This is a genomic window from Paracoccus aminovorans (assembly GCF_001546115.1).
GTDB lineage: Bacteria > Pseudomonadota > Alphaproteobacteria > Rhodobacterales > Rhodobacteraceae > Paracoccus > Paracoccus aminovorans_B.
In genome coordinates, this window is record NZ_KQ955209.1 from 144,322 (window position 1) to 167,127 (window position 22,806).

General features: G+C 69.8%; 20 protein-coding genes. 7 read left to right on the top strand and 13 right to left on the bottom strand.

Translation table 11 applies throughout. The annotated features are described in order from the left end of the window. Positions 1-29: 29 nt before the first annotated feature. The 4 genes from ASV56_RS12660 to ASV56_RS12675 all read right to left on the bottom strand — a co-directional run bounded on the left by ASV56_RS12660 (position 30) and on the right by ASV56_RS12675 (position 4,728). Positions 30-1,814 carry an alkaline phosphatase gene (locus tag ASV56_RS12660; RefSeq protein WP_062562449.1) on the bottom strand — a complete coding sequence of 595 codons (1,785 nt, stop codon included), beginning with the start codon at positions 1,812-1,814 and terminating at the stop codon, positions 30-32. A 108-nt stretch (positions 1,815-1,922) separates the two neighbouring features. Continuing rightward, positions 1,923-2,492: a HutD/Ves family protein gene (locus tag ASV56_RS12665; RefSeq protein WP_062562450.1), complete on the bottom strand. Its 570-nt coding sequence runs from the start codon at positions 2,490-2,492 to the stop codon at positions 1,923-1,925. After that, positions 2,489-3,205: a response regulator gene (locus tag ASV56_RS12670; protein WP_062562451.1), complete on the bottom strand. Its 717-nt coding sequence runs from the start codon at positions 3,203-3,205 to the stop codon at positions 2,489-2,491. Before ASV56_RS12670 ends, ASV56_RS12665 begins: the two co-directional genes overlap by 4 nt. A gap of 8 nt (positions 3,206-3,213) precedes the next feature. Beyond that, positions 3,214-4,728: a DUF4118 domain-containing protein gene (locus ASV56_RS12675; RefSeq protein WP_062562452.1), complete on the bottom strand. Its 1,515-nt coding sequence runs from the start codon at positions 4,726-4,728 to the stop codon at positions 3,214-3,216. Between the two features lie 150 nt (positions 4,729-4,878). On the opposite strand from ASV56_RS12675, the gene ASV56_RS12680 reads away from it, so the two are divergent. Then, a complete protein-coding gene (locus tag ASV56_RS12680; RefSeq protein ID WP_253880021.1) occupies positions 4,879-6,780 on the top strand; it encodes a potassium transporter Kup in 1,902 nt (633 codons plus the stop codon). Here ASV56_RS12680 and ASV56_RS12685 read toward each other — a convergent pair. Genes ASV56_RS12685 through ASV56_RS12700 form a run of 4 tightly spaced genes read right to left on the bottom strand, consistent with a single transcriptional unit; the run spans position 6,777 to position 11,651 of the window. Beyond that, positions 6,777-8,549, bottom strand: a complete 1,773-nt coding sequence (locus ASV56_RS12685; protein ID WP_156429158.1) for an acetyl/propionyl/methylcrotonyl-CoA carboxylase subunit alpha — start codon at positions 8,547-8,549, stop codon at positions 6,777-6,779. The genes ASV56_RS12680 and ASV56_RS12685 overlap by 4 nt on opposite strands. Then, on the bottom strand, positions 8,546-10,099 hold the full coding sequence (locus ASV56_RS12690) for a 5-oxoprolinase subunit B/C family protein (RefSeq protein ID WP_062562454.1): 1,554 nt from the start codon (positions 10,097-10,099) through the stop codon (positions 8,546-8,548). The genes ASV56_RS12685 and ASV56_RS12690 overlap by 4 nt, the downstream gene beginning before the upstream one ends. A gap of 2 nt (positions 10,100-10,101) precedes the next feature. Then, complete coding sequence (locus tag ASV56_RS12695; RefSeq protein WP_062562455.1) at positions 10,102-10,887, bottom strand: putative hydro-lyase; 786 nt, start codon at positions 10,885-10,887, stop codon at positions 10,102-10,104. Next, on the bottom strand, positions 10,884-11,651 hold the full coding sequence (locus ASV56_RS12700) for a LamB/YcsF family protein (protein ID WP_062562456.1): 768 nt from the start codon (positions 11,649-11,651) through the stop codon (positions 10,884-10,886). Before ASV56_RS12700 ends, ASV56_RS12695 begins: the two co-directional genes overlap by 4 nt. A 176-nt stretch (positions 11,652-11,827) precedes the next feature. On the opposite strand from ASV56_RS12700, the gene ASV56_RS12705 reads away from it, so the two are divergent. The 3 genes from ASV56_RS12705 (at position 11,828) to ASV56_RS12715 (ending at position 16,156) form a co-directional block, all read left to right on the top strand. After that, positions 11,828-13,009, top strand: a complete 1,182-nt coding sequence (locus tag ASV56_RS12705; protein ID WP_062562457.1) for an HPP family protein — start codon at positions 11,828-11,830, stop codon at positions 13,007-13,009. Positions 13,010-13,099: 90 nt separating this feature from the next. Continuing rightward, positions 13,100-14,062: a glycosyltransferase family 2 protein gene (locus tag ASV56_RS12710; protein ID WP_062562458.1), complete on the top strand. Its 963-nt coding sequence runs from the start codon at positions 13,100-13,102 to the stop codon at positions 14,060-14,062. 9 nt (positions 14,063-14,071) lie between these two features. Continuing rightward, the gene (locus ASV56_RS12715; RefSeq protein WP_062562459.1) at positions 14,072-16,156 is read left to right on the top strand and encodes a Gfo/Idh/MocA family oxidoreductase; all 2,085 of its coding nucleotides are present in this window, start codon (positions 14,072-14,074) and stop codon (positions 16,154-16,156) included. Here ASV56_RS12715 and ASV56_RS12720 read toward each other — a convergent pair whose 3' ends face one another. From ASV56_RS12720 to ASV56_RS12730, 3 genes are all read right to left on the bottom strand, one after another. Then, positions 16,157-16,669 (bottom strand): AmiS/UreI family transporter, encoded by a 513-nt coding sequence (locus ASV56_RS12720; protein ID WP_062562460.1) that lies wholly within the window; start codon positions 16,667-16,669, stop codon positions 16,157-16,159. A gap of 97 nt (positions 16,670-16,766) precedes the next feature. Beyond that, on the bottom strand, positions 16,767-17,705 hold the full coding sequence (locus ASV56_RS12725; protein WP_062562461.1) for a hypothetical protein: 939 nt from the start codon (positions 17,703-17,705) through the stop codon (positions 16,767-16,769). A 98-nt stretch (positions 17,706-17,803) separates the two neighbouring features. After that, positions 17,804-18,895, bottom strand: coding sequence for a DUF475 domain-containing protein (locus tag ASV56_RS12730; RefSeq protein ID WP_062563307.1), 1,092 nt, complete (start codon positions 18,893-18,895; stop codon positions 17,804-17,806). Positions 18,896-19,114: 219 nt separating this feature from the next. Between ASV56_RS12730 and ASV56_RS12735 the strand changes: the two genes are divergently transcribed. Beyond that, positions 19,115-20,122, top strand: coding sequence for a glycosyltransferase (locus ASV56_RS12735; protein ID WP_062562462.1), 1,008 nt, complete (start codon positions 19,115-19,117; stop codon positions 20,120-20,122). 3 nt (positions 20,123-20,125) lie between these two features. On the opposite strand, the gene ASV56_RS12740 is transcribed toward ASV56_RS12735, so the two are convergent. Beyond that, the gene (locus tag ASV56_RS12740; RefSeq protein ID WP_062562463.1) at positions 20,126-20,380 is read right to left on the bottom strand and encodes a hypothetical protein; all 255 of its coding nucleotides are present in this window, start codon (positions 20,378-20,380) and stop codon (positions 20,126-20,128) included. A 103-nt stretch (positions 20,381-20,483) separates the two neighbouring features. Here ASV56_RS12740 and ASV56_RS12745 point away from each other — a divergent pair, with 103 nt between their 5' ends. Continuing rightward, entirely contained in the window at positions 20,484-21,368 is an 885-nt protein-coding gene (locus tag ASV56_RS12745) for a LysR substrate-binding domain-containing protein (RefSeq protein WP_062562464.1), read from the top strand. Here ASV56_RS12745 and ASV56_RS12750 read toward each other — a convergent pair. Beyond that, a complete protein-coding gene (locus ASV56_RS12750) occupies positions 21,365-21,808 on the bottom strand; it encodes a PACE efflux transporter (protein WP_062562465.1) in 444 nt (147 codons plus the stop codon). The genes ASV56_RS12745 and ASV56_RS12750 overlap by 4 nt on opposite strands. Positions 21,809-21,897: 89 nt before the next feature. Here ASV56_RS12750 and ASV56_RS12755 point away from each other — a divergent pair, with 89 nt between their 5' ends. After that, positions 21,898-22,803 carry a LysR family transcriptional regulator gene (locus ASV56_RS12755; RefSeq protein ID WP_062562466.1) on the top strand — a complete coding sequence of 302 codons (906 nt, stop codon included), beginning with the start codon at positions 21,898-21,900 and terminating at the stop codon, positions 22,801-22,803. Positions 22,804-22,806 lie beyond the last annotated feature (3 nt).

Genomic DNA, 22,806 nt, shown 5'->3' on the forward strand with positions numbered 1-22,806 from the left:
CTGTCCCCGCGGGGACAGGCCGAAAGGCGTCAGTTCTGCGCCGCCTGCTGCTTTTGCACCGTGCCCAAGGCAAAGGCGTCGGCCAGGACCTTGTAGACATCGGATTGCTCCATGTAGCCCTTGAAGGCCTCGGCGCCCGGGCCGGTCGCCTGCAGCACGATGTCGTCGACGGCATGGACCGCGGTGTCGTTCTCGCGCGGCAGGTTGCCCTGGCGCAGCACGGCGCCGGGCACGTCCTTGTAGGCCTCGTTCGCGACATAGACGCCGTCCTGCGCCTGGATCGCCGGGGTGAACGGGTTGTCGAGCTTGGGCCCGAAGGTCTCGTAGTAATCCGGATAGTTCGAGGCGAAGATCGCCAGCGGATGCTTGACGTCGACGCTGTCCGGATAGCCGTCCCGGTCGGCGTCGGCATAGTCGGGGAAGCCCGCGTCGTCATAGACCTTGACCCGCTCGCGCATGTCGGAGTCGGGCGCGGTCGAGCGGTCTAAGGTGCCGATCAGCGACACGCCATGGGTATGGTCGCCCGTCACCACGACCAGCGTGTCGGGGTTCCTGGCGGCAAAGTCGCGGGCCAGCGCCACGGCCTGGTCCAGCTCGATGGTCTCGACCACGGCGCGGTCCCAGTCCAGCGGATGCGACATCTTGTCGATGCTGGCGCCCTCGACCATCAGGAAGAAGCCCTCGGGATTCTTCGACAGCTGGTCCAGCGCCGCCTGGGTCATGTCGACCAGGCCCGGCTGGTCGGGGAACTTCTCGACCGTGCCCTTCTTCAGCTGGTTGCGGTCCAGCCAGGTGTCCATGTTGCCGGTGTGGAACAGGCCCAGGATCTTGCCGCTGTTGCTGCCGGCGGCGGCCTTCAGCTCGGCGCCGGTCGAGGCCACGGCATAGCCGGCGTCGCGGAACATCTGGACGTAATCCTTGTCGTCCTTGCGCTTGGAACCCGGCACGTCGGACTTCAGGAAATAGGCCGAGCCGCCGCCCAGGATCACCTCGGGCTGCACGTCGTGGATCATGCCGACGATATCCTCCTTGTCGCCGCGCTTGCGGGTATGGGCGACAAGGGCGGCCGGGGTCGCGTCCTCCAGCTCGGCGGTCGAGACGATGCCGATGGACTTCTCCGTGGTGCGGCGCAGCGCCTCGGCGATGGTCTCGACGCGCGGGTCGTCCTGGCTGTCGGGCGTGCGGTCGGCATAGACGCCAAGCGCGTTCACGCGGGCCTTGTGACCGGTCATATAGGCCGACATGGTATTGGCCGAATCGGTGGCGATGGAATGGGTCGACGAGGTGCCGATGAAGGCCATGTGGTCCAGGTCGTCCATCGCCAGCCGGCCATTGGCCTTGCCGCCGGTCATGCCCTTGGACATGATCCGCGCCGCGGTGCGATGCGCGACCGAAAGCCCGTCGCCGACGATGAAGATCACGTTCCTGGCCTTGGGCGCGGTCGCGGTGCCATAGACCTCCCAGGTGGCGCTGCGGCTCTGGTCGCCGGCCTTGACCTCGACGGTATAGCGGCCCGGCTCGGCCAGGGTGACGCCGCGCAGGATCAGGGCCGAGCCCATGATGGCGCCGTCCTCGTCCTTTTCCTCGGCGACATATTCGGCCGGCTTGCCAAGGGCTTCAGCATAGGGCTTGCCATTGACCAGCACCGAGACCGCATCCTGGGGCGCGACGCCCTCCAGCTCGACCTTGAAGTCGAAGGGCGAGCCGGCCAGGATCGTCGCCCGGTCCAGCGGATAGATTTCCGCAGCCGTGGCCGACAGGGCGAAGCCGGTCAGCATGGTGCTGGCCGCAAGGGCGGCAGAGAGTTTGCGCATGGATGCCTCGTTCTGAATTGGGTCGGGCTTCAAAGCCCCACGCGGGCTGCCTTAGGCGGTTCAGGTGACGAGGATACGGCGGGACGGTGACGTCTGTGTGACGATTGCTCAGGCGCGAAAGATCTCGACCAGCCACAGGTCCGGCGCGGGGGTCAGCGGCAGCGCCGCCTCGGGCCCGTCGCAAAGCACCGCGTCATGCGGCGCCAGCGCCAGCGTCTCGCCGGCAAATTCCAGCGTGGCATGGTCGGTCGCAAGCCACAGCCGCCAGTCGGGCGCCGGGCTTGGGGCCGGGGATGCGTCCGGCGCCGCCAGCCGATGCCGGAAGGCGCCGCGCCGGGTCATCACGTTCAGGTCGGTGATCGGCCCGTCGATCAGCCGCGCCGCGCTTGGCACGTCGGCGGGAAAAGCCAAGGGCTCGGACCGCGGCGTCAGCCGGTGCAGCCCCTGCCCTTGCACCTGCAGCGCGATGCCCGCGCCGGTCAGCACGGCCAGCGTCCGGTCGATGCCGGAAAACACCGAGAAGTCGCCGTCCTTGGTCACGCCGGCCATGCTGACGCGCCAGCCGAAATCGGCAAGGCCGGCGCCCTCTGGGTGGACGGCGACCTCGATGGTCTCGCCGCGGCCGTTCTTCCAGGGCATGCGGCGATGGTCGGGACTGCGCAGGATGCGATGGCTCATGGTTGCTTTCCCGGCTCGGCCGGGCCTCCTTCGGTTGCGGCCCAGCGATAGCCGACGCCGGGCTCGGTCAGGATCAGTTCCGGCCGGGCGGGGTCGCGTTCCAGCTTCTGGCGCAGCTGGCCGATGAAGACCCGCAGATAGGGCACGTCGTCGACATGCGCCGGGCCCCAGACCAGTTGCAACAGCTTGTGATGCGTCATCACCCGGCCGGCATTGCCGACCAGCGCCGCCAGCAGGTCGAATTCCTTGGGCGTCAGCCGCAGCACCTCGCCGTCGCGGCTGACCTGATGCGCGGCCAGGTCGATGACCAGCCCGCCCTGGCGCACCTGCTCGCTGCGGGCGGCGCGGCGCGGGCGCAGGCTGGCGCGCAGCCGGGCCAGCAATTCGCCGATGCCGAAGGGCTTGGCCACGAAATCGTCGGCGCCCAGGTCCAGCGCCATGATCTTTTCCATCTCCTGGTCATGGGCCGAAAGCACGATCACCGGCATGTCCGAGCGCAGGCGCAGCCGCTCGATCACCTCCTTGCCGTTCATGTCGGGCAGGCCCAGGTCCAGGATCATCAGGTCGGGCTCCTGCGCCGCGGCCTGGGCCAGGGCCTCGGCCCCGTTACCGGCCAGGCAGGTGTCGTAACCGGCCGCGACCAGCGCATGGCCCAGGAAACGCTGGATCTGCGGCTCGTCGTCGACGATCAGGATCAGACGGCGGTCTCCCATGGCCGGCCTCAGGCGCGGGGCTTCGGGATCGGCAGGCGGATCGCCAGCGCCGCCCCGCCGGAACTGCCGCGCTGCGCCGTCATCCGCCCGCCAAGCGCCCGGGTGATGCCCTTGCAGATCGGCAGGCCCAGACCGGCGCCCGGCGGCGCGCCCACCGCCTCGTCCGAGGCCAGCCATTCCGCGATGGCCGGCGGCAGGCCGCGGCCGCTGTCCAGCACGGTCAGCACCAGCTCCTGCCCCTCGACCGCGCCGGTGACGCGGATCGGGCCCTGCGAATATTTCACCGCGTTTTCGACCAGGTTGAAGATCGCCTGCTCCAGCAGGCCGGCCTCGGCGCGGATCATCGGCAGGGGGCCGGCTTCGGCGGTGATGCGGGCCTTGGGCCAACTGCGCCGGGCCCGCGCCACCGCCGCCTGCATGGCGTCGCCGGCATCGACCCAGGCCATCTGCGCCGCGATGCCGGCTTGCAGGCGGGTCAGTTGCAGCAGCTTTTCGACATAGCGCGCCAGGCGGCCGGTCTCTTCCTCGATGGCGGCCAGCAGGTCGGCCTGCGCCGCCGGCGGCAGGGTCGCGCCCAGCTCGCGCAGCGTCGTCACCGCGCCGAGGATGGTCGCCAGCGGCGTCCGCAGGTCATGCGACAGCGAGGCGAGCAGCGCGGCGCGGGTTTCCTCGGAGACGGCGCGGCGGCGCTCGGCCTCGGCGGCCTCGGCCAGGGCCAGGCGCTGCAACGCCTGTTCGGACTGGCGCAGCACGACCTCGATCCCGGTCTCGCGCCACTCGCGGTCGCGGCGGTCGGGGTCCAGCCGGGCATGGCCCAGCACCGTGCCGCCGCCATCGGCATGCAGCGGATAGAAGCTCAGCCGCGAGCCAGCCCAGCCCCGCGCGGCGGCGAATTCGGCGCGGCGCCGGCGAAAGGCGATGTCGGCGGCGTCCAGATCGCTCGCCACCGGCGCATAGCCCTGCGGCAGCGCCGCGAGCAGGCGCAGCCCGTCCCGCTCGGGCACCAGCGCCACCGCGGGGCCCTGCGCCAGCTCGTGCAGGTGGCGCAGCGCGATACGGGCCACGTCCTCGGCGCTGGCGGCGCCGGCCAGGTCGCCGCTGACCCGCGACACCACCTCCAGCGCGGCGGCGCGGCCCTTGGCGGCATCGACCTGCTCGCGCAAGCGCCCGGCCAGCAGCCCGGTCAGGCTGGCGGCCAGCAGGAACACCGCCAGCGTGATCAGATCCTGCGGCTGGGCGATATGCAGGGTGAAATGCGGCTCGACGAACAGGAAGTTGAAGGCGGCGATGGCCCCCACCGCACTGGCGATCCCCACCCAGAAGCCGAAGGCCGCCGCGCTGATCAGCACCGCCGTCAGGAACAGCAGGATCGAGACGTTTTCCGGCAGCAGCTCGTGCAGCCGGTCGGCGGCCAGCGTGACCAGCGCCAGCAGCAGCGCCGCGCCCAGGAAGCCGCCGAAGCGGGGCATGGTGCTCCAGCGGCGGTCGTCGGGCGGCAGGCGCGAGGGTTCGAAACGGTCCATATCCCGGATCTGGCGCGATGGCGCCGGCCTTGTCCATGGTCTTTACGATTTCCTTACACCCGTTAACGGAATCCCTGTCGATCCCTTATGCGCGCCCGGCGCAATCTGCCCGCTCGGGCCGGCGCGATTCCGGCGCAGGGGAATGAATACATGGCAAGTCTGGATACCCATATGTCCGACGCCCAGCCGCGCCGCGCGGGACTGCTGTCGCTGTCCCTGGCCGCGATCGGGGTCGTCTATGGCGACATCGGCACCTCGCCGCTTTACGCCTTCCGCGAGGCGATGCATGCCGCCGGCGCCACCCATGGCCAGGTGCTGCGCGAGGACGTGCTGGGGGTGCTGTCGCTGATCGTCTGGGCGCTGGTGCTGATCGTGACGGTGAAATACGTCCTGATCCTCTTGCGCGCCGACAACCAGGGCGAGGGCGGCACGCTGTCGCTGCTGGCCTTGGCACAGCGCGCCATGGGGCGCCCGAACCGGGTCGTGCTGGTCCTGGGCATGATCGGGGCGGCGCTGTTCTATGGCGACGCGGCGATCACCCCGGCGATCTCGGTCCTGTCGGCCATCGAGGGGATGAAGCTCGTCACCCCGCAGGTCGACCCCTATATCGAGCCCATCGCCATCGCCATCATCATCGCCCTGTTCCTGGTCCAGAACCGCGGCACCGAGGCGGTGGCCCGCTTCTTCGGCCCGATCACGCTGATCTGGTTCATGGTCATGGCGGCGGGCGGCATCCACTGGACCCTGCAGGACCCCGAGGTGCTGGCGGCACTGAACCCGATCCATGCCCTGCGCTTCCTGCTCGACAATGGCCGGCTCGGCCTTGTCGTCCTGGGCGCGGTCTTCCTGGCCGTGACCGGGGCCGAGGCGCTTTATGCCGACATGGGCCATTTCGGCCGCAAGCCGATCCAGATGGCCTGGCTGTTCGTGGCCTTCCCGGCGCTGCTGCTGACCTATTTCGGCCAGGGCGCGCTGCTGCTGTCCCGGCCCGAGGCGATGGAGAACCCGTTCTTCCTGATGTTTCCCGACTGGGCGCTGCTGCCGGTCGTCATCCTGGCCACCATGGCCACGATCATCGCGAGCCAGGCCGTCATCACCGGCGCCTATTCGCTGACCCAGCAGGCGGTGCAGCTGCGCATGCTGCCGCGCATGAAGATCCGCCACACCTCGGACGAGCACCAGGGCCAGATCTACATGCCCGGCGTCAACCGCTGGCTGATGCTGGCGGTGCTGGCGCTGGTGATGATCTTCGGCTCGTCCTCGAGCCTGGCTTCGGCCTATGGCATCAGCGTGACCGGGACCATGGTCGTGACCGCGCTGCTGGCGATGATCGTGATCTGGAAGCATTGGAAGCTGCCCCTGTGGCTGGCCGTGGCGATCATGCTGCCCTTCCTGGTGCTGGACCTGACCTTCCTGGGCGCGAACCTGATCAAGCTGCACGAGGGCGGCTATGTCCCCTTGGGCATCGCCGGCGCCATGCTGCTGACCATGGCCAGCTGGATGCGCGGCACCGCCATCGTGCTGGCCAAGGACCGCGAGGCCGAACTGCCGCTGGACGCGCTGCTGGCGCAGATCGAGAAATCCGACCGCATCGCCCCGGTGCCGGGCACGGCGGTGTTCCTGACCTCGACGCCGGATCTGGCGCCCTCGGCCCTGCTGCACAGCCTCAAGCACTTCAAGTCGCTGCACGAGCAGAACGTGATCCTGACCATCACCACGGCCGAGGTGCCGCGTGTGGACCCAGCCGAGCGGGTGCGGATCGAGGACATCAACGACCGCTTCCGCCGCGTCTGGCTGATCTACGGCTATGCCGAAGAGCCGGACGTGCCGCAGGCGCTGGTGCAATGCCGCCGCCAGGGCTGGAAATTCGACATCATGGCCACGAGCTTCATCCTGTCGCGGCGGCGGCTGCGGATCTCGACCCGCTCGCGCATGCCAAGCTGGCAGGGCAAGCTCTATATCGCGCTGTCGCGCAATGCCGCCGCCGCCTCGGACTATTTCCGCATCCCGGCGGGCCGGGTGGTCGAGATCGGGGCGCAGATGAACATCTAGGGCGCGGCCTCTATCCGGGCCAAGGCCGCGCCGAAGGCCAGGGAGGCGCCCTCGTCGGCCAGCCGCTTGAGCCTGCCGGCACGATGCGCCGCGACGCGGGTCTCCATCTTCATCGCCTCGATGACGGCGACGACCTGGCCGGGTTCCACCGCGGCGCCGTCCGCGACCTGCCACAGCGTCAGGGTGCCGGGGACTGGGGCGGTCAGCAGGGCCTCGTCCACCTCGGGCGCGGCTTGCGGGGTCGCCCTGCCCTGCGGCATCTGCGCCAGCAGGTTGCCGGGCAGGCCCAGCTCATGCCGCTTGCCGTCGATCTCGATGGCGACGCGCAGCAGGGGCGCTGCGGGCGCCGGCGCGACGCGGGCATGGGGCGCGACCGCCTCGGCCAGCGCCGCGGCGAAATCGGTCTCGATCCAGCGGGTATGGACGCGAAAATCGCCGTCCTCGGCGCGGAAATCCGGCGCCGCGACCACCGCGCGATGGAAGGGCAGTACCGAGGCAACGCCCTCGATGCAGAACTCGCGCAGCGCACGGGCGGCGCGGGCCAGCGCCTCGGCGCGGGTGGCGCCGGTGACGATCAGCTTGGCCATCAGCGAATCGAAGCTGCCGGGCACCACCGAGCCCTGGGCCACGCCGCTGTCCAGCCGGATGCCCGGCCCCGAGGGCGCATCGAAGACCTCGACCGGCCCGGGCGTGGGCAGGAAGCCGCGCGCCGGATCCTCGGCATTGATGCGGAACTCGATGGCATGGCCGCGCGGCTCGGGCACCGTCTCGTCGGCCAGCCTTGCGCCTTGCGCCACGCGGATCATGGCGCGCACCAGGTCGATGCCGGTGGTTTCCTCGGTCACCGGATGCTCGACCTGCAGCCGGGTGTTCACCTCGAGGAAGGAAATCGTGCCATTGGCCGAGAGCAGGTATTCCACCGTCCCGGCCCCCGAATAGCCGGCATGGGCGCAGATGGCGCGGGCCGAGTCGTGGATGCGGGCGCGCTGCTCGTCGGTCAGGAAGGGCGCCGGCCCCTCCTCGACCAGCTTCTGGTTGCGGCGCTGCAGGGAACAGTCGCGGGTGCCGATCACCTTGACGGTGCCGTGCTTGTCGGCCAGCACCTGCGCCTCGACATGGCGCGGGCGGTCGAGGAATTGCTCGATGAAACACTCGCCACGGCCGAAGGCGGCCAGCGCCTCGCGGATGGCGGATTGGAACAGCTCCTCGACCTCCTCCAGGCGCCAGGCGACCTTCATGCCGCGGCCGCCGCCGCCGAAAGCGGCCTTGATGGCGATGGGCAGGCCGTGCTGCCTGGCGAAAGCCAGCGCCTCGGCCGGGGTTCCGACCGGGCCGGCGGTGCCGGCGACCAGCGGCGCGCCGACGGTCTCGGCGATGCGGCGGGCCTCGATCTTGTCGCCGAGCGCCTCGATCACCTTCGGGTCGGGGCCGATCCAGATCAGCCCGGCATCCTGCACGGCCTGCGCGAATTCGGCGCGTTCCGACAGGAAACCATAGCCCGGATGGATGGCATCGGCGCCGGCCGCCTGGGCGATGGCGATGATCTTGCCGGCGTCGAGATAGGTGTCCGCGGGCTTCTCGCCCACCAACGCATGCGCCTCGTCGGCCATGCGGACGAACAGCGCCTCGCGGTCGCTGTCGGCATAGACGGCGACGGAGCGGATGCCCTCGTCGCGGCAGGCGAGGATCACCCGCACGGCGATTTCGCCGCGATTGGCGATCAGCAGGCGGGTGATCGGCCGGGTCGGGCCGGTGGCAAACAGGGTCATGCGGGCCTCCGTGGCGTGATCGGGGCGAAGTCGTGTTCGGCGGTGAAGCGGATGCGGGCGCCGGGCGGGATCTGGCCGGCGAGGTCCAGCGCCTCGGGGCGCAGCGTGGCGATGACCGGATAGCCGCCGGTCAGCGGATGGTCGGCCAGGAACAGCACCGGCTGGCCGGAATGTGGGATCTGGATGGCGCCGGTCTCGGTGCCTTCCGAGGGCAGTTCGCGCGCATCCTCGCGCGTCACCGCATCGCCCTGCAGGCGGATGCCCACGCGCGAGCTTTGCGGCGTCACCAGCCATTCCTGCGCCAGGAAATGCCGGACCATCTCGGGCGTGAACCAATCCGTGCGCGGGCCGAGGGTCACCGGCAACGCGACCAGATCGCCGGGTTTCGGCAGCGGCGGTTCGGGCTCGGGCGCGGCGACGGCGAAGGCGGGACGGTTCGCACCGGCCAGCACGGCGCCCGCCGTGATCGGCTCGGGCCCGACATGGGCCAGCGTATCGGTCGCGGCCGAGCCCAGGACCGGCGCGACCCGGAACCCGCCGCGCAGGGCGAGATAGCTGCGCATGCCCGCGCCGGGCGGGTCGATGGTGATCTCGTCGCCCGCATCCACCGCGAATGCCGCGCCGCGTGGGATGAGGTGACCGGCGACGCTGGCCTGGGCCGCGCCGGTCAGGGCCAGCGTCATCGGCCGGTCGGCCCGCAGCCGGACCGGGCCCAGCGTGATCTCCAGCACCGGCGCGTCTGAGGGGTTGCCGACGGCGCGATTGGCCCGGCGCGCCGCGCCCATGTCCAGCGCGCCCGAGGCCGAGACACCCTGCCCGCCCTGGCCCGGCCGCCCCTCGTCCTGAAAGACGATGGGAAAGGCGGTGGACAGCACGCGCAGGCCCTGCTCGGGCTGCGGCTGCGGGATGGCGGCCGAGGCGTGGACCTTGGCCTTGCGCGCCACGAAACGGCAGCGCAGACCGGGGCGCAGCAGCGCAGGCGGGTCACGGGACAGATCCCACATCGGCACCGCGGTGCGGCCGATCAGCTGCCAGCCGCCCGGCGTCTCCTGCGGATAGACGCCGCAGAAGCGCCCGGCCAGCGCCACCGAGCCGGCCGGGATGCGCGTGCGCGGCGTCGCCCGACGCGGCAGGTCGAAGCGCGGATCGTCGCAGGTCATATAGGCAAAGCCCGGCGCGAAGCCGCAAAAGGCCACCTGCCAGGTGGTCTTTTGATGGGCGGCGATCACCTCGGCCTCGGTCAGGCCCATATGGGCGGCGACATCGGCCAAGTCCGCGCCGTCATAGGTCACCGGCAGTTCGACCGTCTCGCTGGCGCGGGCAGCGGGCGGCGTGCCGGGGGCTGGCCGGCGGGCCAGGACCGCGCCGGCCAACCGGCCATCGGCGGCGGTGCCGGGCGCGGTGCGGATCATCAGCGTGCGGGCGGCCGGGACGATCTCGGAGACGCCCGGCACCGGATCGGCCAGAAGCGCGTCGAACAGCGCCAGCGTCTGGTCGAGGTCGTCCAGTTCCGCCAGCAGGGTGCGGGGGCCGATGGGCAGGAAGCGCATGGTCACGCCTGCCAATGCGTGTCGGGCACGTCGGTGATGAACATATGCCCCGGTGCATGGGTGATGGCGAAGGGCGGCCTCGACGCCATCAGCGCCGCCTGCGGGGTCACGCCGCAGGCCCAGAACACCGGTACCTCGCCCGGCCGGATCGGCACCGGATCGCCGAAATCGGGGCGCATGAGGTCGGCAATGCCCAGGGCCTCGGGCGTGCCGACATGCACCGGGGCGCCGTGGACCGCCGGCGTGCGGCCCGAGATCATCACCGCCTCGGCCACCCGTCCCGCCGGGATCGGCCGCATCGAGACGACCAGCTTGCCATGCAGCCGCCCCGCCCACCGGCAATCGCGGTCGGTCAGGAACATCGGCACGTTGCAGCCTTGGGCGATGTGGCGCATCTCGATCCCGGCCTGCTGCAAGGGCGCCTCGAAGGTAAACGAGCAGCCGATCAGGAAACTCACCAGGTCGGGATGCTCGGCCCAGGCGGCGGTGGCGTCAGGGGTCTCCTCGGCCAGCACGCCGTCGCGCCAGATGCGATACAGCGGAATGTCGGTCCTCAGGTCGGCCTCCGGCGCCAGCGCGGTGCGGGCACTGCCGGGGTCGGTCACGTCCAGCACCGGGCAGGGCTTGGGGTTGCGCTGCGCGAAAAGCAGGAAATCCCAGGCCCAGTCCCGGGGCAGCGCGATCAGGTTGCATTGCGTGAGCCCCGGCGCCAGCCCCGCCGTGGGGCGCGGGGCGCCGTTGCGGCAGGACAGCCGGGCGGCGCGGGCCGTGGCGATGTCCGGGATCATGCGGCCGCCCCCGCGAAAGCAGCAATGGTCACGCCGCCCGCCAGCAGCACCGCGCGGATGCGGGCGGCCATGGCGACGGCGCCGGGGCTGTCGCCATGCACGCAGATGCTGTCGGCCCGCAGACGCAGCACCGAGCCGTCCGCCGCCTCGACCTCGCCCTCGGTCGCCAGGCGCAGCATGCGGGCGGCGACGGCGTCGGGATCGTGCAGCACCGCACCCGGATCGCGGCGCGAGACCAGCTGGCCGTCGGGACGATAGCCGCGGTCGGCGAAGGCCTCGGCGATGGTGGGCAGGCCGGCCTCGGCCGCCTGGGCCAGGATCTGCGTCCCGGCCAGGCCCATCAGGGCGAGCGCGGGATCGACGGCGCGGATGCCCTCGATCACCGCCGCGCCCTGCTTCGGGTCCACGGCAATGGTGTTGTAAAGCGCGCCATGCGGCTTGACGTAGCTGACGCGGGTGCCGGCGCTGGCGCAGATGCCCTGCAGCGCGCCGATCTGATAGATCACATCCGCGACCAGTTCGGCATGGCTCACCTCCATCGGCCGGCGGCCGAAGCCCACCCGGTCGGGATAGGAGACATGCGCGCCGATGGCGACGCTGCGCGCCGCCGCCTCGCGCACCGTGGCCAGCATGGTCAGCGGGTCGCCGGCGTGAAAGCCGCAGGCGAGATTGGCCGAGCTGACGATGCCCAGCATCGCGGCATCGTCGCCCATGCTCCAGGCGCCATAGCCCTCGCCCAAGTCGCTGTTCAGGTCGATCTTCATCCCGATTCCTCCGACTGCGGCCGCTTTGCGATCCCTGTGGTTGTCGATCAATTCGCAGATGATTCCCATGGCAAAATCTGCGCTTGCCGGACCGCGCGGGCTTGTCACCGGGGCGTCGATGCGACAATTACGCGCATCAGCTGCCCATTTGCAGGGCAGATCGGAAAAGGGGCGCGATGACGAAACCGGCCGGGACCATGCTGCACCGGATCGCCCTGGCGCTGGGGCCGGCGATCGCCCCCGGCTCGCCGCGCGAGGCGCTTAGGGCGGGAATCGGCGCGCTGGTCGGGCTGGGGATCTCGGGGCTGCTCCTACTGTCGCCCTCGGCCGACCTGCGGCTGGGGCTCTACATGATCGCGCCCTTCGGGGCGACCTCGGTGCTGGTCTTTGCGGTGCCGAACAGCCCGCTGGCGCAGCCCTGGTCGGCGGTGATCGGCAATGGCGCGGCGGCGGCCATCGGCGTCCTGGCCTGCCTGCTGGTGCCCGACCCGGGCTGGCGCATCGCGCTGGCGGTCGGCGCGACCATCGCCGCCATGGTGCCGCTGCGCGCGGTGCATCCGCCGGCGGGCGCCGTGGCCATGACCGCCGCCATGAACCCCGAGGCGGTGCGCGAGCTGGGCTTCCGCTTCGTGCTGGCGCCGGTCATGGCCGGCACCCTGGCGCTGGTGGTGATCGCCATGCTCTACGCCCGGGCGACCGGCCGGCGCTATCCGTTCCGGCATTTCGAGGACCCCGGCCCGCATGGCACCGCCGACCACCCGGCCATGGAGCGGCTGGGCCTGTCCGAGGCCGAGCTGACCGAGATCCTGCAACGCTATCGCCAGTCGCTGAACCTGGGCGTCGAGGACCTGGCCCGGCTGATCGGTGCTGCCGAGCTGCAGGCCGCCAGCCACCAGGCCGGGCCGCTGACCGTGGCCGAGGTCATGTCGCGCGATCTGGTGACCGTCGGGCCGCAGACCCGCCTGTCGGTGGTCGCCGACATCTTCCGCGAACATAACTTCACCTCCATCCCGGTGGTCGAGAATGGCGACCAGTTCCGCGGCGTGATCTTCCAGATCCACCTGATCCGCCGCGCGCGCGAGGACGCCTTTCGCCGCAACCGCCGGCTGCTTTCGGCCATGGCGGACCTGCTGGGCCGCTCGGGGCCGGCGGCGCGGGCCGGGCAGATCATGCAGACCGATCCGCCGCATGTCGGCCCGGACAGCCCCATCGCGACGCTGCTGCCGATGCTCGCCTCGGGCGACTGCCATGCCGTGCCGGTGCTGGACGGCGCGCGCATCGTCGGCATCGTCACCCAGACCGACCTGATCTCGGCCCTGGCCCGGCAAAGCCTGCGCCGCGAGCGCGCGGCGCATTGACCACTTGCCCATAACGACAGGCCCCGCCGCATTGCAGAAACGGCCGCCGCGCGGCTAATCTGCCGGCGGTTGCGTCAATCCGGGGGAATCATGCACCGTCCGACGCTGGGTGCGGTGGCCATCGGCCGCAACGAAGGTGACAGGCTGAAGGCCTGCCTGCGCTCGCTGGTGCCGCTATGCGACCGCGTGGTCTATGTCGACAGCGGCTCGCGCGACGATTCCGTGGCTTTCGCCCGCTCGCTCGGCGTCGCGGTGGTGGAACTGGACACCACGATGCCCTTCACCGCCGCCCGTGCCCGCAATGCCGGGGCCGAGGCGCTGCTGGCCGGGGGCGCGCTGGACCTGGTGCAATTCGTCGATGGCGACTGCCGGGTCGAGGCCGGCTGGCTGGACGCGGGCGTCGCCGCCATGCAGGCCGACCCGCAACTCGGCATCGTCACCGGCTGGCGCGGCGAGATCCACCCCACCGCCACCGTCTACAACCAGATGTGCGAGGTCGATTGGCGCCGCCCCGCCGGGCCCATCGTGGCCTGCGGCGGCGACATGATGGTCCGCGTCGCGGCCTTCCGGCAGGTCGGCGGCTTCGACCCCACGGTGATCGCAGCCGAGGACGACGAATTCTGCCTGCGCATCGGCAAGGCCGGCTGGACGCTGGAGCGGCTGCCGGTGCAGATGACCTGGCACGACGCCGCCATGACCCGGTTCGGCCAGTGGTGGCAGCGCACCATCCGCAACGGCCACGGCTTTGCCCAGGTCGGCGCCATGCACCCGCCCTATTTCAAGCGCGAAAAGCTGCGGGTCTGGATCTATGGCCTGGCGCTGCCGCTGCTGTTCCTGCTGGGGCTTTTCACCAGCCCCTGGCTCTCGGCGGCGGTGCTGGCGCTTTACGCGCTGTCCTTCTGGAAGACCTGGCGCGGGCTTTCCGGCAAGCCGATGGCGCTGCACCAGGCGGCTTTGCTGACGCTGGCGAAACTGCCTAACCTTTTCGGGATGTGGACTTATCACCGCCGCCGCCGCAAAGGCGATGCCATGCGGATTATCGAGTATAAATAGGAGTTTTTCATGAGTTCGGACCTGCGCGTCGGCATTATCGGCGCCGGCTATATCGCCTCGTGGCACGCGGATGCGGTGCGCGCGACGCCCGGCGCGCGGCTGGTGGCGGTCTGCGACCCGGCCCGCGAGGCGGCGGAGGCGCTGGCCTCAGGCTATGGCATCGCGGCCTTCACCGATCTCGACCAGATGATCGCGGCCGGGGTTTGCGACGTGGTGCATATCCTGACGCCGCCGAACCTGCACCGCGACCTGGCGGTGAAATGCCTGCAGGCCGGGCTGCATGTGCTGGTCGAAAAGCCGGTCGCCCTGTCGGTCGCCGAGGTCGAGGACATGGCCGAGGCCGCCCGCGCCGCCGGCCGCCAGCTGGGCGCCTGTCACAACTTCCTGGCCCTGCCGTCCTATGAGCGGCTGAAGGCGGCGAAGCAGGCCGGCGATCTGGGCCTGGTCAGCAGCGCGCAGATCAACTGGGCGCTGCCGCTGGTGCCGCTGCGGTCGGGCCCCTACAGCCTGTGGATGCTGCGCGAGACGCGGAACCTGCTCTTGGAGCTTGGCCCGCATCCCTTTTCGCTGGCGACCGACCTGCTGGGGCCGCTGGAGATCGAGCATGTCAGCCTGGGCCAGTGGATCACCCTGCCCGGCGGCGAGCAGCGGCCGCAAAGCTGGCGCATCATCGGCCGCGCCGGTCCGGTGGACGTGACCATCGCCCTGTCGCTGGTCGAGACCTTCGACGACCGTTCGGTCAGCCTGCGCGGCTCATCGGGCATGGCGCGGATGGATTTCGCCGCCGATACGCTGGTGGTCAGGCGCGACAATACCGCCGACCTGGTGCTGAACCCGCTGCTGAAGGAACTGGGCGCCTCGGCCGCGCATCTGCGCGAGGGCGTGCGGAACGCGGTGCGGCAGGCGGCGTCGCTGAACCAGAAAAGCCCCTATGGGCTCAGCTTCCGGGCGACGGTCGCGGCCTTTTACGACGGCATCCGCAAGGGCCAACCCGACCCGCGCTTCGCCCCCGAGGCGGCGCAGGCGGTCATGGCCGGGATCGGGGCCGCGCTGGACCGCCTGTCCGCCCTGCCGCCGGTCCCGGCCCGGCCCATCGGCACGCCGCAGCCGCGCGTCATGGTGATCGGCGGCACCGGCTTCATCGGCCGCAACCTGACCCGCCGGCTGGTCGAGCGCGGGCATGACGTGCGCGTGGTCTCGCGCGGGCGGAACGGCCCCTTCCCCGACCTTGCCGACCGGGTCGAGACCCATGGCGTCTCGATGCGCGACGAGGCCGGGCTGGTTCAGGCCATGACCGGCATGGACGTGGTCTTCAATCTGGCGAAATCCACCGACAAGAGCTGGCAGGCGGCGTTGGAAAACGACGTGGCGACGACCGAGCGCATCGGCCGCGCCGCCATCGCCGCCGGCGTCGGCCGGCTGATCCATACCGGCACCATCGCCTCTTACGACATGGCGGACCCCGGCCGGACCATCACCGAGGCCAGTGATTTCGGCGCGATGGAGACCCGCAACATCTATGCCCGCTCGAAAGCCGAGGGCGAGAAGCGCCTGCTGGCCATGCAGGCGCAGGGGCTGCGGCTGGTCATCGCCCGGCCCGGCATCGTGCTGGGCGACGGCGGGCCCTTGCAGCATTGGGGCATCGGCCGCTGGCACGGCGCCGGTGCGGTGCGGCTGTGGGGCAATGGCCGCAACATCCTGCCCTTCGTGCTGGCCGACGATGTCTCGGACGGGCTGATCGCCATGATGGAGAGCGACGCGGCGCTGGGGGAAAGCTTCAACCTGATCGGGGATCCGATGTTCTCGGGCCGCGATTACTTCGACGCCATCCATGCCCGCACCGGCGCGCGGCTGAAGGTCAGCGGCTCGAACCTGACGGCGCTGTGGCTGTCGGATGCGATGAAGCAGGGGCTGAAACGCCACGCGCTGCGCAAGAAGGGTGCGGCGCCTGCCTCGCTTGCCGACTGGAAATCGCGCGGGCACCTGTCGCCCTTTGACAACGGCAAGCCCAAGCGGCTGCTGGGCTGGGCGCCCGAGGCCGACCGCGATGCCTTCTGGCGCCGCGCCATCGACGAGGCGCATCTGTTCTGGTGATCAGACCAGCCCGTCCAGCAGCAGGAAGCCGGGCAGCCAGCCGGTAAAGATCCCGGCCAGCAGCGTGACCCAGGCGGTCTGCCGCTGGATCGGGCGCCCCAGCGCCAGCAGCAGGAAATACAGGAACCACAGCACGCCCCAGACCAGCCAGTTGCCCGCCAGCCAAAGCTCGGTGCCGCTGGCCGCCTCGGCAAAGGCGCGCAGGGTCACGGGGATGGCGGTGACGGCGACGAACAGGCTGAACCAGCCCAGGCCCCGCCCGTCCGCGCCCGAGAAGCGGTTATAGGCGACCCACAGATAGGTGGTGCAGAACAGCAGGCTCAGCGCGCCGTTGCGGATGCTGGCGGCACCCGCGCCGGCGCCGAAGGCGTCGTGCAGCACCGATGCGCCCGAGACCGTGGCGGCGACCACGTTGATGACCACGATCTCGCGGTCGGCGATGCGGCCCATCAGCCAGAGGCCGTTCAGAAACAGCACCGCGCCGACATAGAACAGCACGAATCCGGTCAGCATGATGCGCTCCGATCTGGCAACTGCCCGCCAAAGAGGCAAAATCGCCGGCGAGTGCAACGGGAATGTTTTCAAGAAATCCGGAATTCAGTCTTCTGATCTAGCGCGGAATGCCGGTCAGCGGCTGGTCACGCACTACCTGCCAGACGATCTCTTGCAGGCGCCGCGCCAGTTCCAGCGAGGGCGCCGCGGCCGGCGTGCCGTCCGCCTTGTCCAGCTGGTTGGGCAGGCCGACCGGGCTGCGGCCGTAAAGCACCGCGTAATGCGTCAGCGCGACGATATAAAGGCCGAGGTCGTTCGGATGGATCGTGTCCAGCGAGCCGTCGGGGTTGCGGGCAAACAGCTGCTCGCGCGCGGTCAGCTCGGCGATGCCCTGCGCCTCGGCCTCGGCCACCACGGCATGCAGCACCTGCCCGGCCGGGATCAGCCAGACCGGCTTGCCGGCGGCGCGGGCGGCGGGCCACAGCAGGTCGGGCTGCCACAGGGTCTCCAGATCCCGCGGCAGGCGGGCCAGCCAATCCTCGGGGTCGTCCAGCGCGTGCCAGCTTTCGTACAGGAAGATCTGGCCCTGCGGGTTGCCGGCGGCTGCCTCGGCCGCCCAATCCGCCACCGCCTTGCGGCTGTCCTTATAGGCGATGGCATCTTTCAGCCGCACCATCTCGGTCATGACGAACGCATCGTAGCGGCCGCTTTTCAGCGCCTCATGCGCCACGCGGTGGCGGGGCGTGGCGTTTTCCTGGGCATAGCCGTTGACCGCATCGGGGCCGCGCCAATGCTCGCTCAGCGCCGCGCCCCAGCCCAGTTGCAGTGCATAGTCGTGCCCGGCCATCTGCGCCAGCATCGCCGGCATGTCGCGCCCGACCAGGCTGTGGCCCAAGTGATAGACCCGCAGCGGCCCTTGCGGCAGCGCGCGGGGCGCCTGATACAGCGCCTGCACATCGGCGCCGCTATCGGGGGTTTTCGCCCGCCACCAAGCGGCGGCGAGCCAGATCAGCGCAAGCAGCACGGCGGCGGCAACGACGGCAACGAGATAACGCAAGGAACGACCTTTCTTTTCCCGGCGATCCTAGCAGGAATCCCGCGCAGCAAAAAGGCCGCCGCCCCTGCGGGCAGCGGCCGTCCGTCATGGCAAAGGGCTTACGCCTCGTGGTTGTGACGGTTCCAGCGGATCGAAGACCAGAGCGAGATGCCGATCAGCGTCGCGCCGCCCAGGCCGGTGACGACCTCGGGGATATGCACCAGCGGCTGCACGAACATGATGACCGACAGCGCGATGATGGCATAGAAGGCGCCATGCTCCAGGAAGCGGTATTCGGCCAGCGTGCCGCGCTCGACCAGCATGATGGTCATCGAGCGCACATACATGGCGCCGATGCCCAGGCCGATGGCGATGACGAAGAGGTTATGCGTCAGCGCAAAGGCGCCGATCACGCCGTCGAAGCTGAAGGAGGCGTCGAGCACCTCGAGATACAGGAACGCGCCCAGCCCGCCCTTGGCGCCGGCCTGCAAGGTCTGCTGGCTGCTGTCCAGAAGCCCGCCCAGCACCTCGACCAGCAGGAAGGTCAGCAGGCCCCAGATCGCCGAGCTGAAGAAGACCTGCGATTCCGCCCCTTCCAGGAAGCGCGAGAAGATCAGCACCGTCACCAGGACGATGGCGACCTCGATGCCGCGGATGGTGGCATAGCGCGACATGCGGTCCTCGAGCCACTTGACCCAATGCACGTCCTTTTCGTGGTCGAAGAAGAAGGACAGGCCCACCATCATCAGGAAGGTGCCGCCGAAGGCCGCGATGGGCAGATGCGCGTCATGCATGATGCGCGAATATTCGTCCGGCTGGCTGGCGGCCAGCACCATGGCTTGCCAAGGCCCGATCTTGGCCGCGATCACCACGATCAGCAGCGGGAAGACGATACGCATGCCGAAGACGGCGATGACGATGCCCCAGGTCAGGAAGCGGCGCTGCCAGACCGGCGTCATGTCCTTGAGCTTGTTGGCGTTGACGATGGCGTTGTCGAAGGACAGCGAGATCTCCAGCACCGCAAGCACGGCGCAGATGAAGAACACCGACAGCGTGCCGCCGACCGTGCCGGTGGTCTGCCAGCCCAGGAAGGCGCCAAGCGCCAGTCCCAGCACGGTGACGATGAAGGCCCACGTGAAATATTGCACGGTCGGGCGACGCGCCCCGTCACCGATGCCGCTCCCCGAAAGAGGATTGCTTCCCTGCGTCATTTTGAAAAATTCCAGGCGGCTGGTCACTGATCGATGCCGACATCACGAACGTGCCGCCACGTCCGCCAGAGGGGCCCGGACATCAAACTGCGTTCACGTTTTCGCGTGAACGCCTCAGCAATGGCGGAAATCGCGTCCGATTGCAAGAAAATCCTTGCGCACGCCCGGCGGCCCGGCGCTTGTCGCAGGGGCCGCGATCCGCTAGGCAGGCGGCGCCCCATGACGATTGACCCGCCGATGCGCCCGATCCCAGACCAGCCGGAGAGCCGTCGCCAGCGCATCGCCGCGCTGGTGGTGACGCACAACCGGCTGGACAAGCTGCGGGTGACGGTCGGCCGGCTGCTGGCCGAGGATCTGGACCATGTGCTGGTCTTCGACAATGCCTCGACGGACGGCACCTCGGATTACCTCGAAACCATCGAGGATGACCGGCTTACGCATATGCGCAGCATGGACAATCTCGGCGGCGCCGGCGGTTTCGCGCGCGGCATGCGCCATCTGGTGGACGGGCTCGACCCGGACTGGATCGTGGTGATGGACGACGACGGCCGGCCGTTTCCCGGCACCATCGCGCAGTTCCGGGCCCTGCCGCTGGACGGCTGGGACGCGCTCGGCGCCGCCGTGCTGACGCCCGGGGGTCAGGTCTGCGAGATGAACCGCCCCTATCGCAACCCGTTCTGGCGCCTGCCCGAGTTCCTGCGCACCCTGACCGGCGGGCGCGGCGGCTTCTACATCGACGACAGCAGCTATGGCGCCGAGGCCGAGCCGGTCGAGATCGACATGAGTTCCTTCGTCGGCCTGTTCCTGTCGCGCGGCTGCTTCTCGCAGGTCGGCTATCCGGACGAGCGGCTGTTCATCTATGGCGACGACCAGCTCTATACGCTGGAGATGCGGCGCAAGGGCCTGCGCATCGGTTTCCTGCCCGAGCTGCGCTTCGAACATGACACCGGCGCGGTGCATACCGGCGGGCATATGGTGCTGCGGCCGCTGTGGAAGGTCTATTACATCCACCGCAATACGCTCCTGGCCTATCGGGTGGCGGCGGGGCCGTGGTTCTGGCCGCTGCTGCCGCTGCTGGCGCTGAAATGGCACCGCCGCGCCCGGCATTACGGCCCGGACGCGGCGCATTACCGGCGCATCATGCGCCGCGCCTTTCGCGACGGGTTGCGCCGCCGGCTGGGGCTGAGCCATGCCGAGGTCGTGGCGCTGGCCGAGCCGGGGGACTGACCCCTACCATAGGTGGCGGCGCAGCGCCTCGCCCTCGACGGCGGTATCGCCGGGACGCAATTCGACCACGCCGATGTCGCGCAGCAGATGCGACGGCAGGTCGGCGATGGCGCGCCGGGTCCGGGGATCGTCCAGCGCCGCCATGCGATCACGGCACAGCGATAGGCCCTGCTTATCCCGAGGCTCCAGGCCGAACAGCCGGAACAGGCGCCGGCCCAGCCAGCCTTGCGGGCGGGGATTTGCAAGATCGTGGGACATTTCAGCCTCCTTGCGATGCTCGTGCTTGATCCACGCAACGACAATGCTACCCTGCGCCGCGAATGACCAACAAAGCCTCGGCAAGCCCGCATAAGGTGGACTTATGGCACTGCCCCCGCTCGCCGCCCTGCGCGCCTTCGAGGCCGTGGCGCGGCATCTGAGCTTCACCCGCGCGGCCGAGGATCTGGGCATGACCCAGGCCGCGGTCAGCTATCAGATCCGGCTGCTCGAGGAACGGCTGGGCACGCCGCTGTTCCTGCGCAAGCCGCGCGGCATCGTGCTGACCGAGACCGGGGCGCTGTTCGCCCGACCGACCATCGACGCCTTCGACATGCTGCGCGAGACCTATGCCGACCCGTCGGCGGATGGGGTCTCGACGCTGTCGATCTCGACCGTGCCGACCTTTGCCGGGGCCTGGCTGTCGCCGCGGCTGGGCAAGTTCCAGATGAACCACCCGAACCTGGCCGTGCGGCTGGAGACCAGCGACAACCTGGTCGATTTCGGGCGCGAGGACATCACCGTCGCCATCCGGGCCGGGGACGGCGACTGGCCGGGCCTGGAAGTGCATGAGCTGATGCCGATCGAATACACGCCGATGCTGTCGCCGGCCCTGGCGCGCAAGCATGCGCTGAACAGCCCCGCGGACCTGCTGAAGCTGCCGCTGCTGGACCGGGTCGATCCGAACTGGGCGCTGTGGATGCGCACGGCGGGCGTGGATTTCTGGGAAACCGCGCCGCGCCCCGGGCTGACGCTGTCGACCGACCTGCACGAGGCGCGGGCGGCGCTGGAGGGCTATGGCGTGGCGCTGCTGACGCCGCGCTTCTTCCGCTTCGAACTGGCGACCGGCAGCCTGATCCAGCCGTTTCCGCTGCTGTCACGCAGCGGGCGCAAGTTCTGGCTGGTCTATCCCAAGGGCCGCCGCAACCGCCCGGCGATTCGCAAGTTCCGCGCCTTCCTGCTGGACGAGATCGCCGCCGACCCCGGCTAGGCCACGGCCGTCCGCGGTCGCGCCGCCGGCAGCGGGAACAGCCGGTCATAGGCGATGTTGAACAGGAAATTATAGACCAGGTAGAAGGCGACGATGAACAGGTCCAGCAGGAAGGTCTGCCACAGCGTCATGCCCAGATACCAGGCCATCGGCGGCAGCAGCATCACCAGAAGGCCGAATTCGAACAGCACCGTATGCAGCAGCCGGTGGCGCAGCGCCTTGCTCGCATCGCCCTTCAGCCAGCGCAGCGCATGGTCGAAGCCCAGGTTGAAGACGAAGGTCCAGACCGTCGCCAGGGTGGCGGCGCCGACGCCCACCACGCCCATGTCGAGCATCGGCTTGTCGTAAAGCCAGGCTGCCGCCGGCGTGATGATCGCGAGGCCGATGGTTTCGAACATCAGCGCGTGCCGCACCCGGTCGGGGAATGTGCGCATGGTCATTTCCGGCTTCCTTTATCCGTCGTTGCCCGCTTTCTATCTTGATTCTGCCAGAGCGAAAGTTAGCATCCATCTGAAAATCAGATAGGCCGATGACCGTATCGCTGGAACAGCTGGAAGCCTTTGTCGCAAGCGCCGAGCATGGCTCGTTCTCGGCCGCCGGCCGGGCCTTGCGCAAGGCGCAGTCGGCCATCAGCACCCAGGTCGCGAACCTGGAAACCGATCTTGGCGTGATGCTCTTCCGCCGCGAGGGCCGGCATCCGGTGCTGACGCCCGCCGGCGACCGGCTGCTGCGCGAGGCGCGGGTGGTGCTGGACCGGCGCGCGCATCTGATCGGCGTCGCCGCCAGCTTCGAGGCCCATGTCGAGAGCCGCCTGGTCGTCGCCATCGACGAGCTCTACCCCGAGGCGGTGCAGGCCGAACTTCTGGCCGAATTCGCCGCACATTTCCCGCATGTCGAGCTGGAGCTGCTGTTTCCGATGATGGAGGACGTCAGCCGCCTGGTGCTGGACGGCAAGGCCGACATCGGCGTGATGTGGCGGCAAGAGGTTCTGCCGCCCGAGATCGGCTTTCACACCCTGGGCTGGGTGCCCTTGCAGCTGGTCTGCGGCAAGGACCATCCGCTGGCCGAGGGCGTGGTCGAATGGGAAGACCTGAAGCGCCACCGCCAGTTGATGGTCGCCGTGCGCAGCGAGGGGCCGGAAAAGCAGCGGCTGCGCACCGCCGCCGAGGTCTGGTGGGTCGAAAGCCACTGGGTGATCCTGCAGCTGGTGCGCCGCGGCATCGGCTGGGCGCTGGTGCCCGATCACATCATCCGCGAATCGACGGTGCGCGAGGATCTGGCGATTCCGCCGCTGCGCTTCGACGGCGCCGACTGGCCGGTGGCGCTGGAGCTGGTCTGGCACAAGCAGCGCCCCAGCGGCCCGGCGGCGCGCTGGCTGCGCGAACGCTTCACCGCCCGGCGGATCAGCGACTGGCCCGACCCCATCGGCGGGTGACCG

What these genes read in the sequence shown, in the direction of transcription:
- ASV56_RS12660 (WP_062562449.1), bottom strand. Translation starts at nt 1,814, where the DNA reads ATGCGCAAACTCTCTGCCGCCCTTGCGGCCAGCACCATGCTGACCGGC.
- ASV56_RS12665 (WP_062562450.1), bottom strand. Translation starts at nt 2,492, where the DNA reads ATGAGCCATCGCATCCTGCGCAGTCCCGACCATCGCCGCATGCCCTGG.
- ASV56_RS12670 (WP_062562451.1), bottom strand. Translation starts at nt 3,205, where the DNA reads ATGGGAGACCGCCGTCTGATCCTGATCGTCGACGACGAGCCGCAGATC.
- ASV56_RS12675 (WP_062562452.1), bottom strand. Translation starts at nt 4,728, where the DNA reads ATGGACCGTTTCGAACCCTCGCGCCTGCCGCCCGACGACCGCCGCTGG.
- ASV56_RS12680 (WP_253880021.1), top strand. Translation starts at nt 4,879, where the DNA reads ATGGCAAGTCTGGATACCCATATGTCCGACGCCCAGCCGCGCCGCGCG.
- ASV56_RS12685 (WP_156429158.1), bottom strand. Translation starts at nt 8,549, where the DNA reads ATGACCCTGTTTGCCACCGGCCCGACCCGGCCGATCACCCGCCTGCTG.
- ASV56_RS12690 (WP_062562454.1), bottom strand. Translation starts at nt 10,099, where the DNA reads ATGCGCTTCCTGCCCATCGGCCCCCGCACCCTGCTGGCGGAACTGGAC.
- ASV56_RS12695 (WP_062562455.1), bottom strand. Translation starts at nt 10,887, where the DNA reads ATGATCCCGGACATCGCCACGGCCCGCGCCGCCCGGCTGTCCTGCCGC.
- ASV56_RS12700 (WP_062562456.1), bottom strand. Translation starts at nt 11,651, where the DNA reads ATGAAGATCGACCTGAACAGCGACTTGGGCGAGGGCTATGGCGCCTGG.
- ASV56_RS12705 (WP_062562457.1), top strand. Translation starts at nt 11,828, where the DNA reads ATGACGAAACCGGCCGGGACCATGCTGCACCGGATCGCCCTGGCGCTG.
- ASV56_RS12710 (WP_062562458.1), top strand. Translation starts at nt 13,100, where the DNA reads ATGCACCGTCCGACGCTGGGTGCGGTGGCCATCGGCCGCAACGAAGGT.
- ASV56_RS12715 (WP_062562459.1), top strand. Translation starts at nt 14,072, where the DNA reads ATGAGTTCGGACCTGCGCGTCGGCATTATCGGCGCCGGCTATATCGCC.
- ASV56_RS12720 (WP_062562460.1), bottom strand. Translation starts at nt 16,669, where the DNA reads ATGCTGACCGGATTCGTGCTGTTCTATGTCGGCGCGGTGCTGTTTCTG.
- ASV56_RS12730 (WP_062563307.1), bottom strand. Translation starts at nt 18,895, where the DNA reads ATGACGCAGGGAAGCAATCCTCTTTCGGGGAGCGGCATCGGTGACGGG.
- ASV56_RS12735 (WP_062562462.1), top strand. Translation starts at nt 19,115, where the DNA reads ATGACGATTGACCCGCCGATGCGCCCGATCCCAGACCAGCCGGAGAGC.
- ASV56_RS12740 (WP_062562463.1), bottom strand. Translation starts at nt 20,380, where the DNA reads ATGTCCCACGATCTTGCAAATCCCCGCCCGCAAGGCTGGCTGGGCCGG.
- ASV56_RS12745 (WP_062562464.1), top strand. Translation starts at nt 20,484, where the DNA reads ATGGCACTGCCCCCGCTCGCCGCCCTGCGCGCCTTCGAGGCCGTGGCG.
- ASV56_RS12750 (WP_062562465.1), bottom strand. Translation starts at nt 21,808, where the DNA reads ATGACCATGCGCACATTCCCCGACCGGGTGCGGCACGCGCTGATGTTC.
- ASV56_RS12755 (WP_062562466.1), top strand. Translation starts at nt 21,898, where the DNA reads ATGACCGTATCGCTGGAACAGCTGGAAGCCTTTGTCGCAAGCGCCGAG.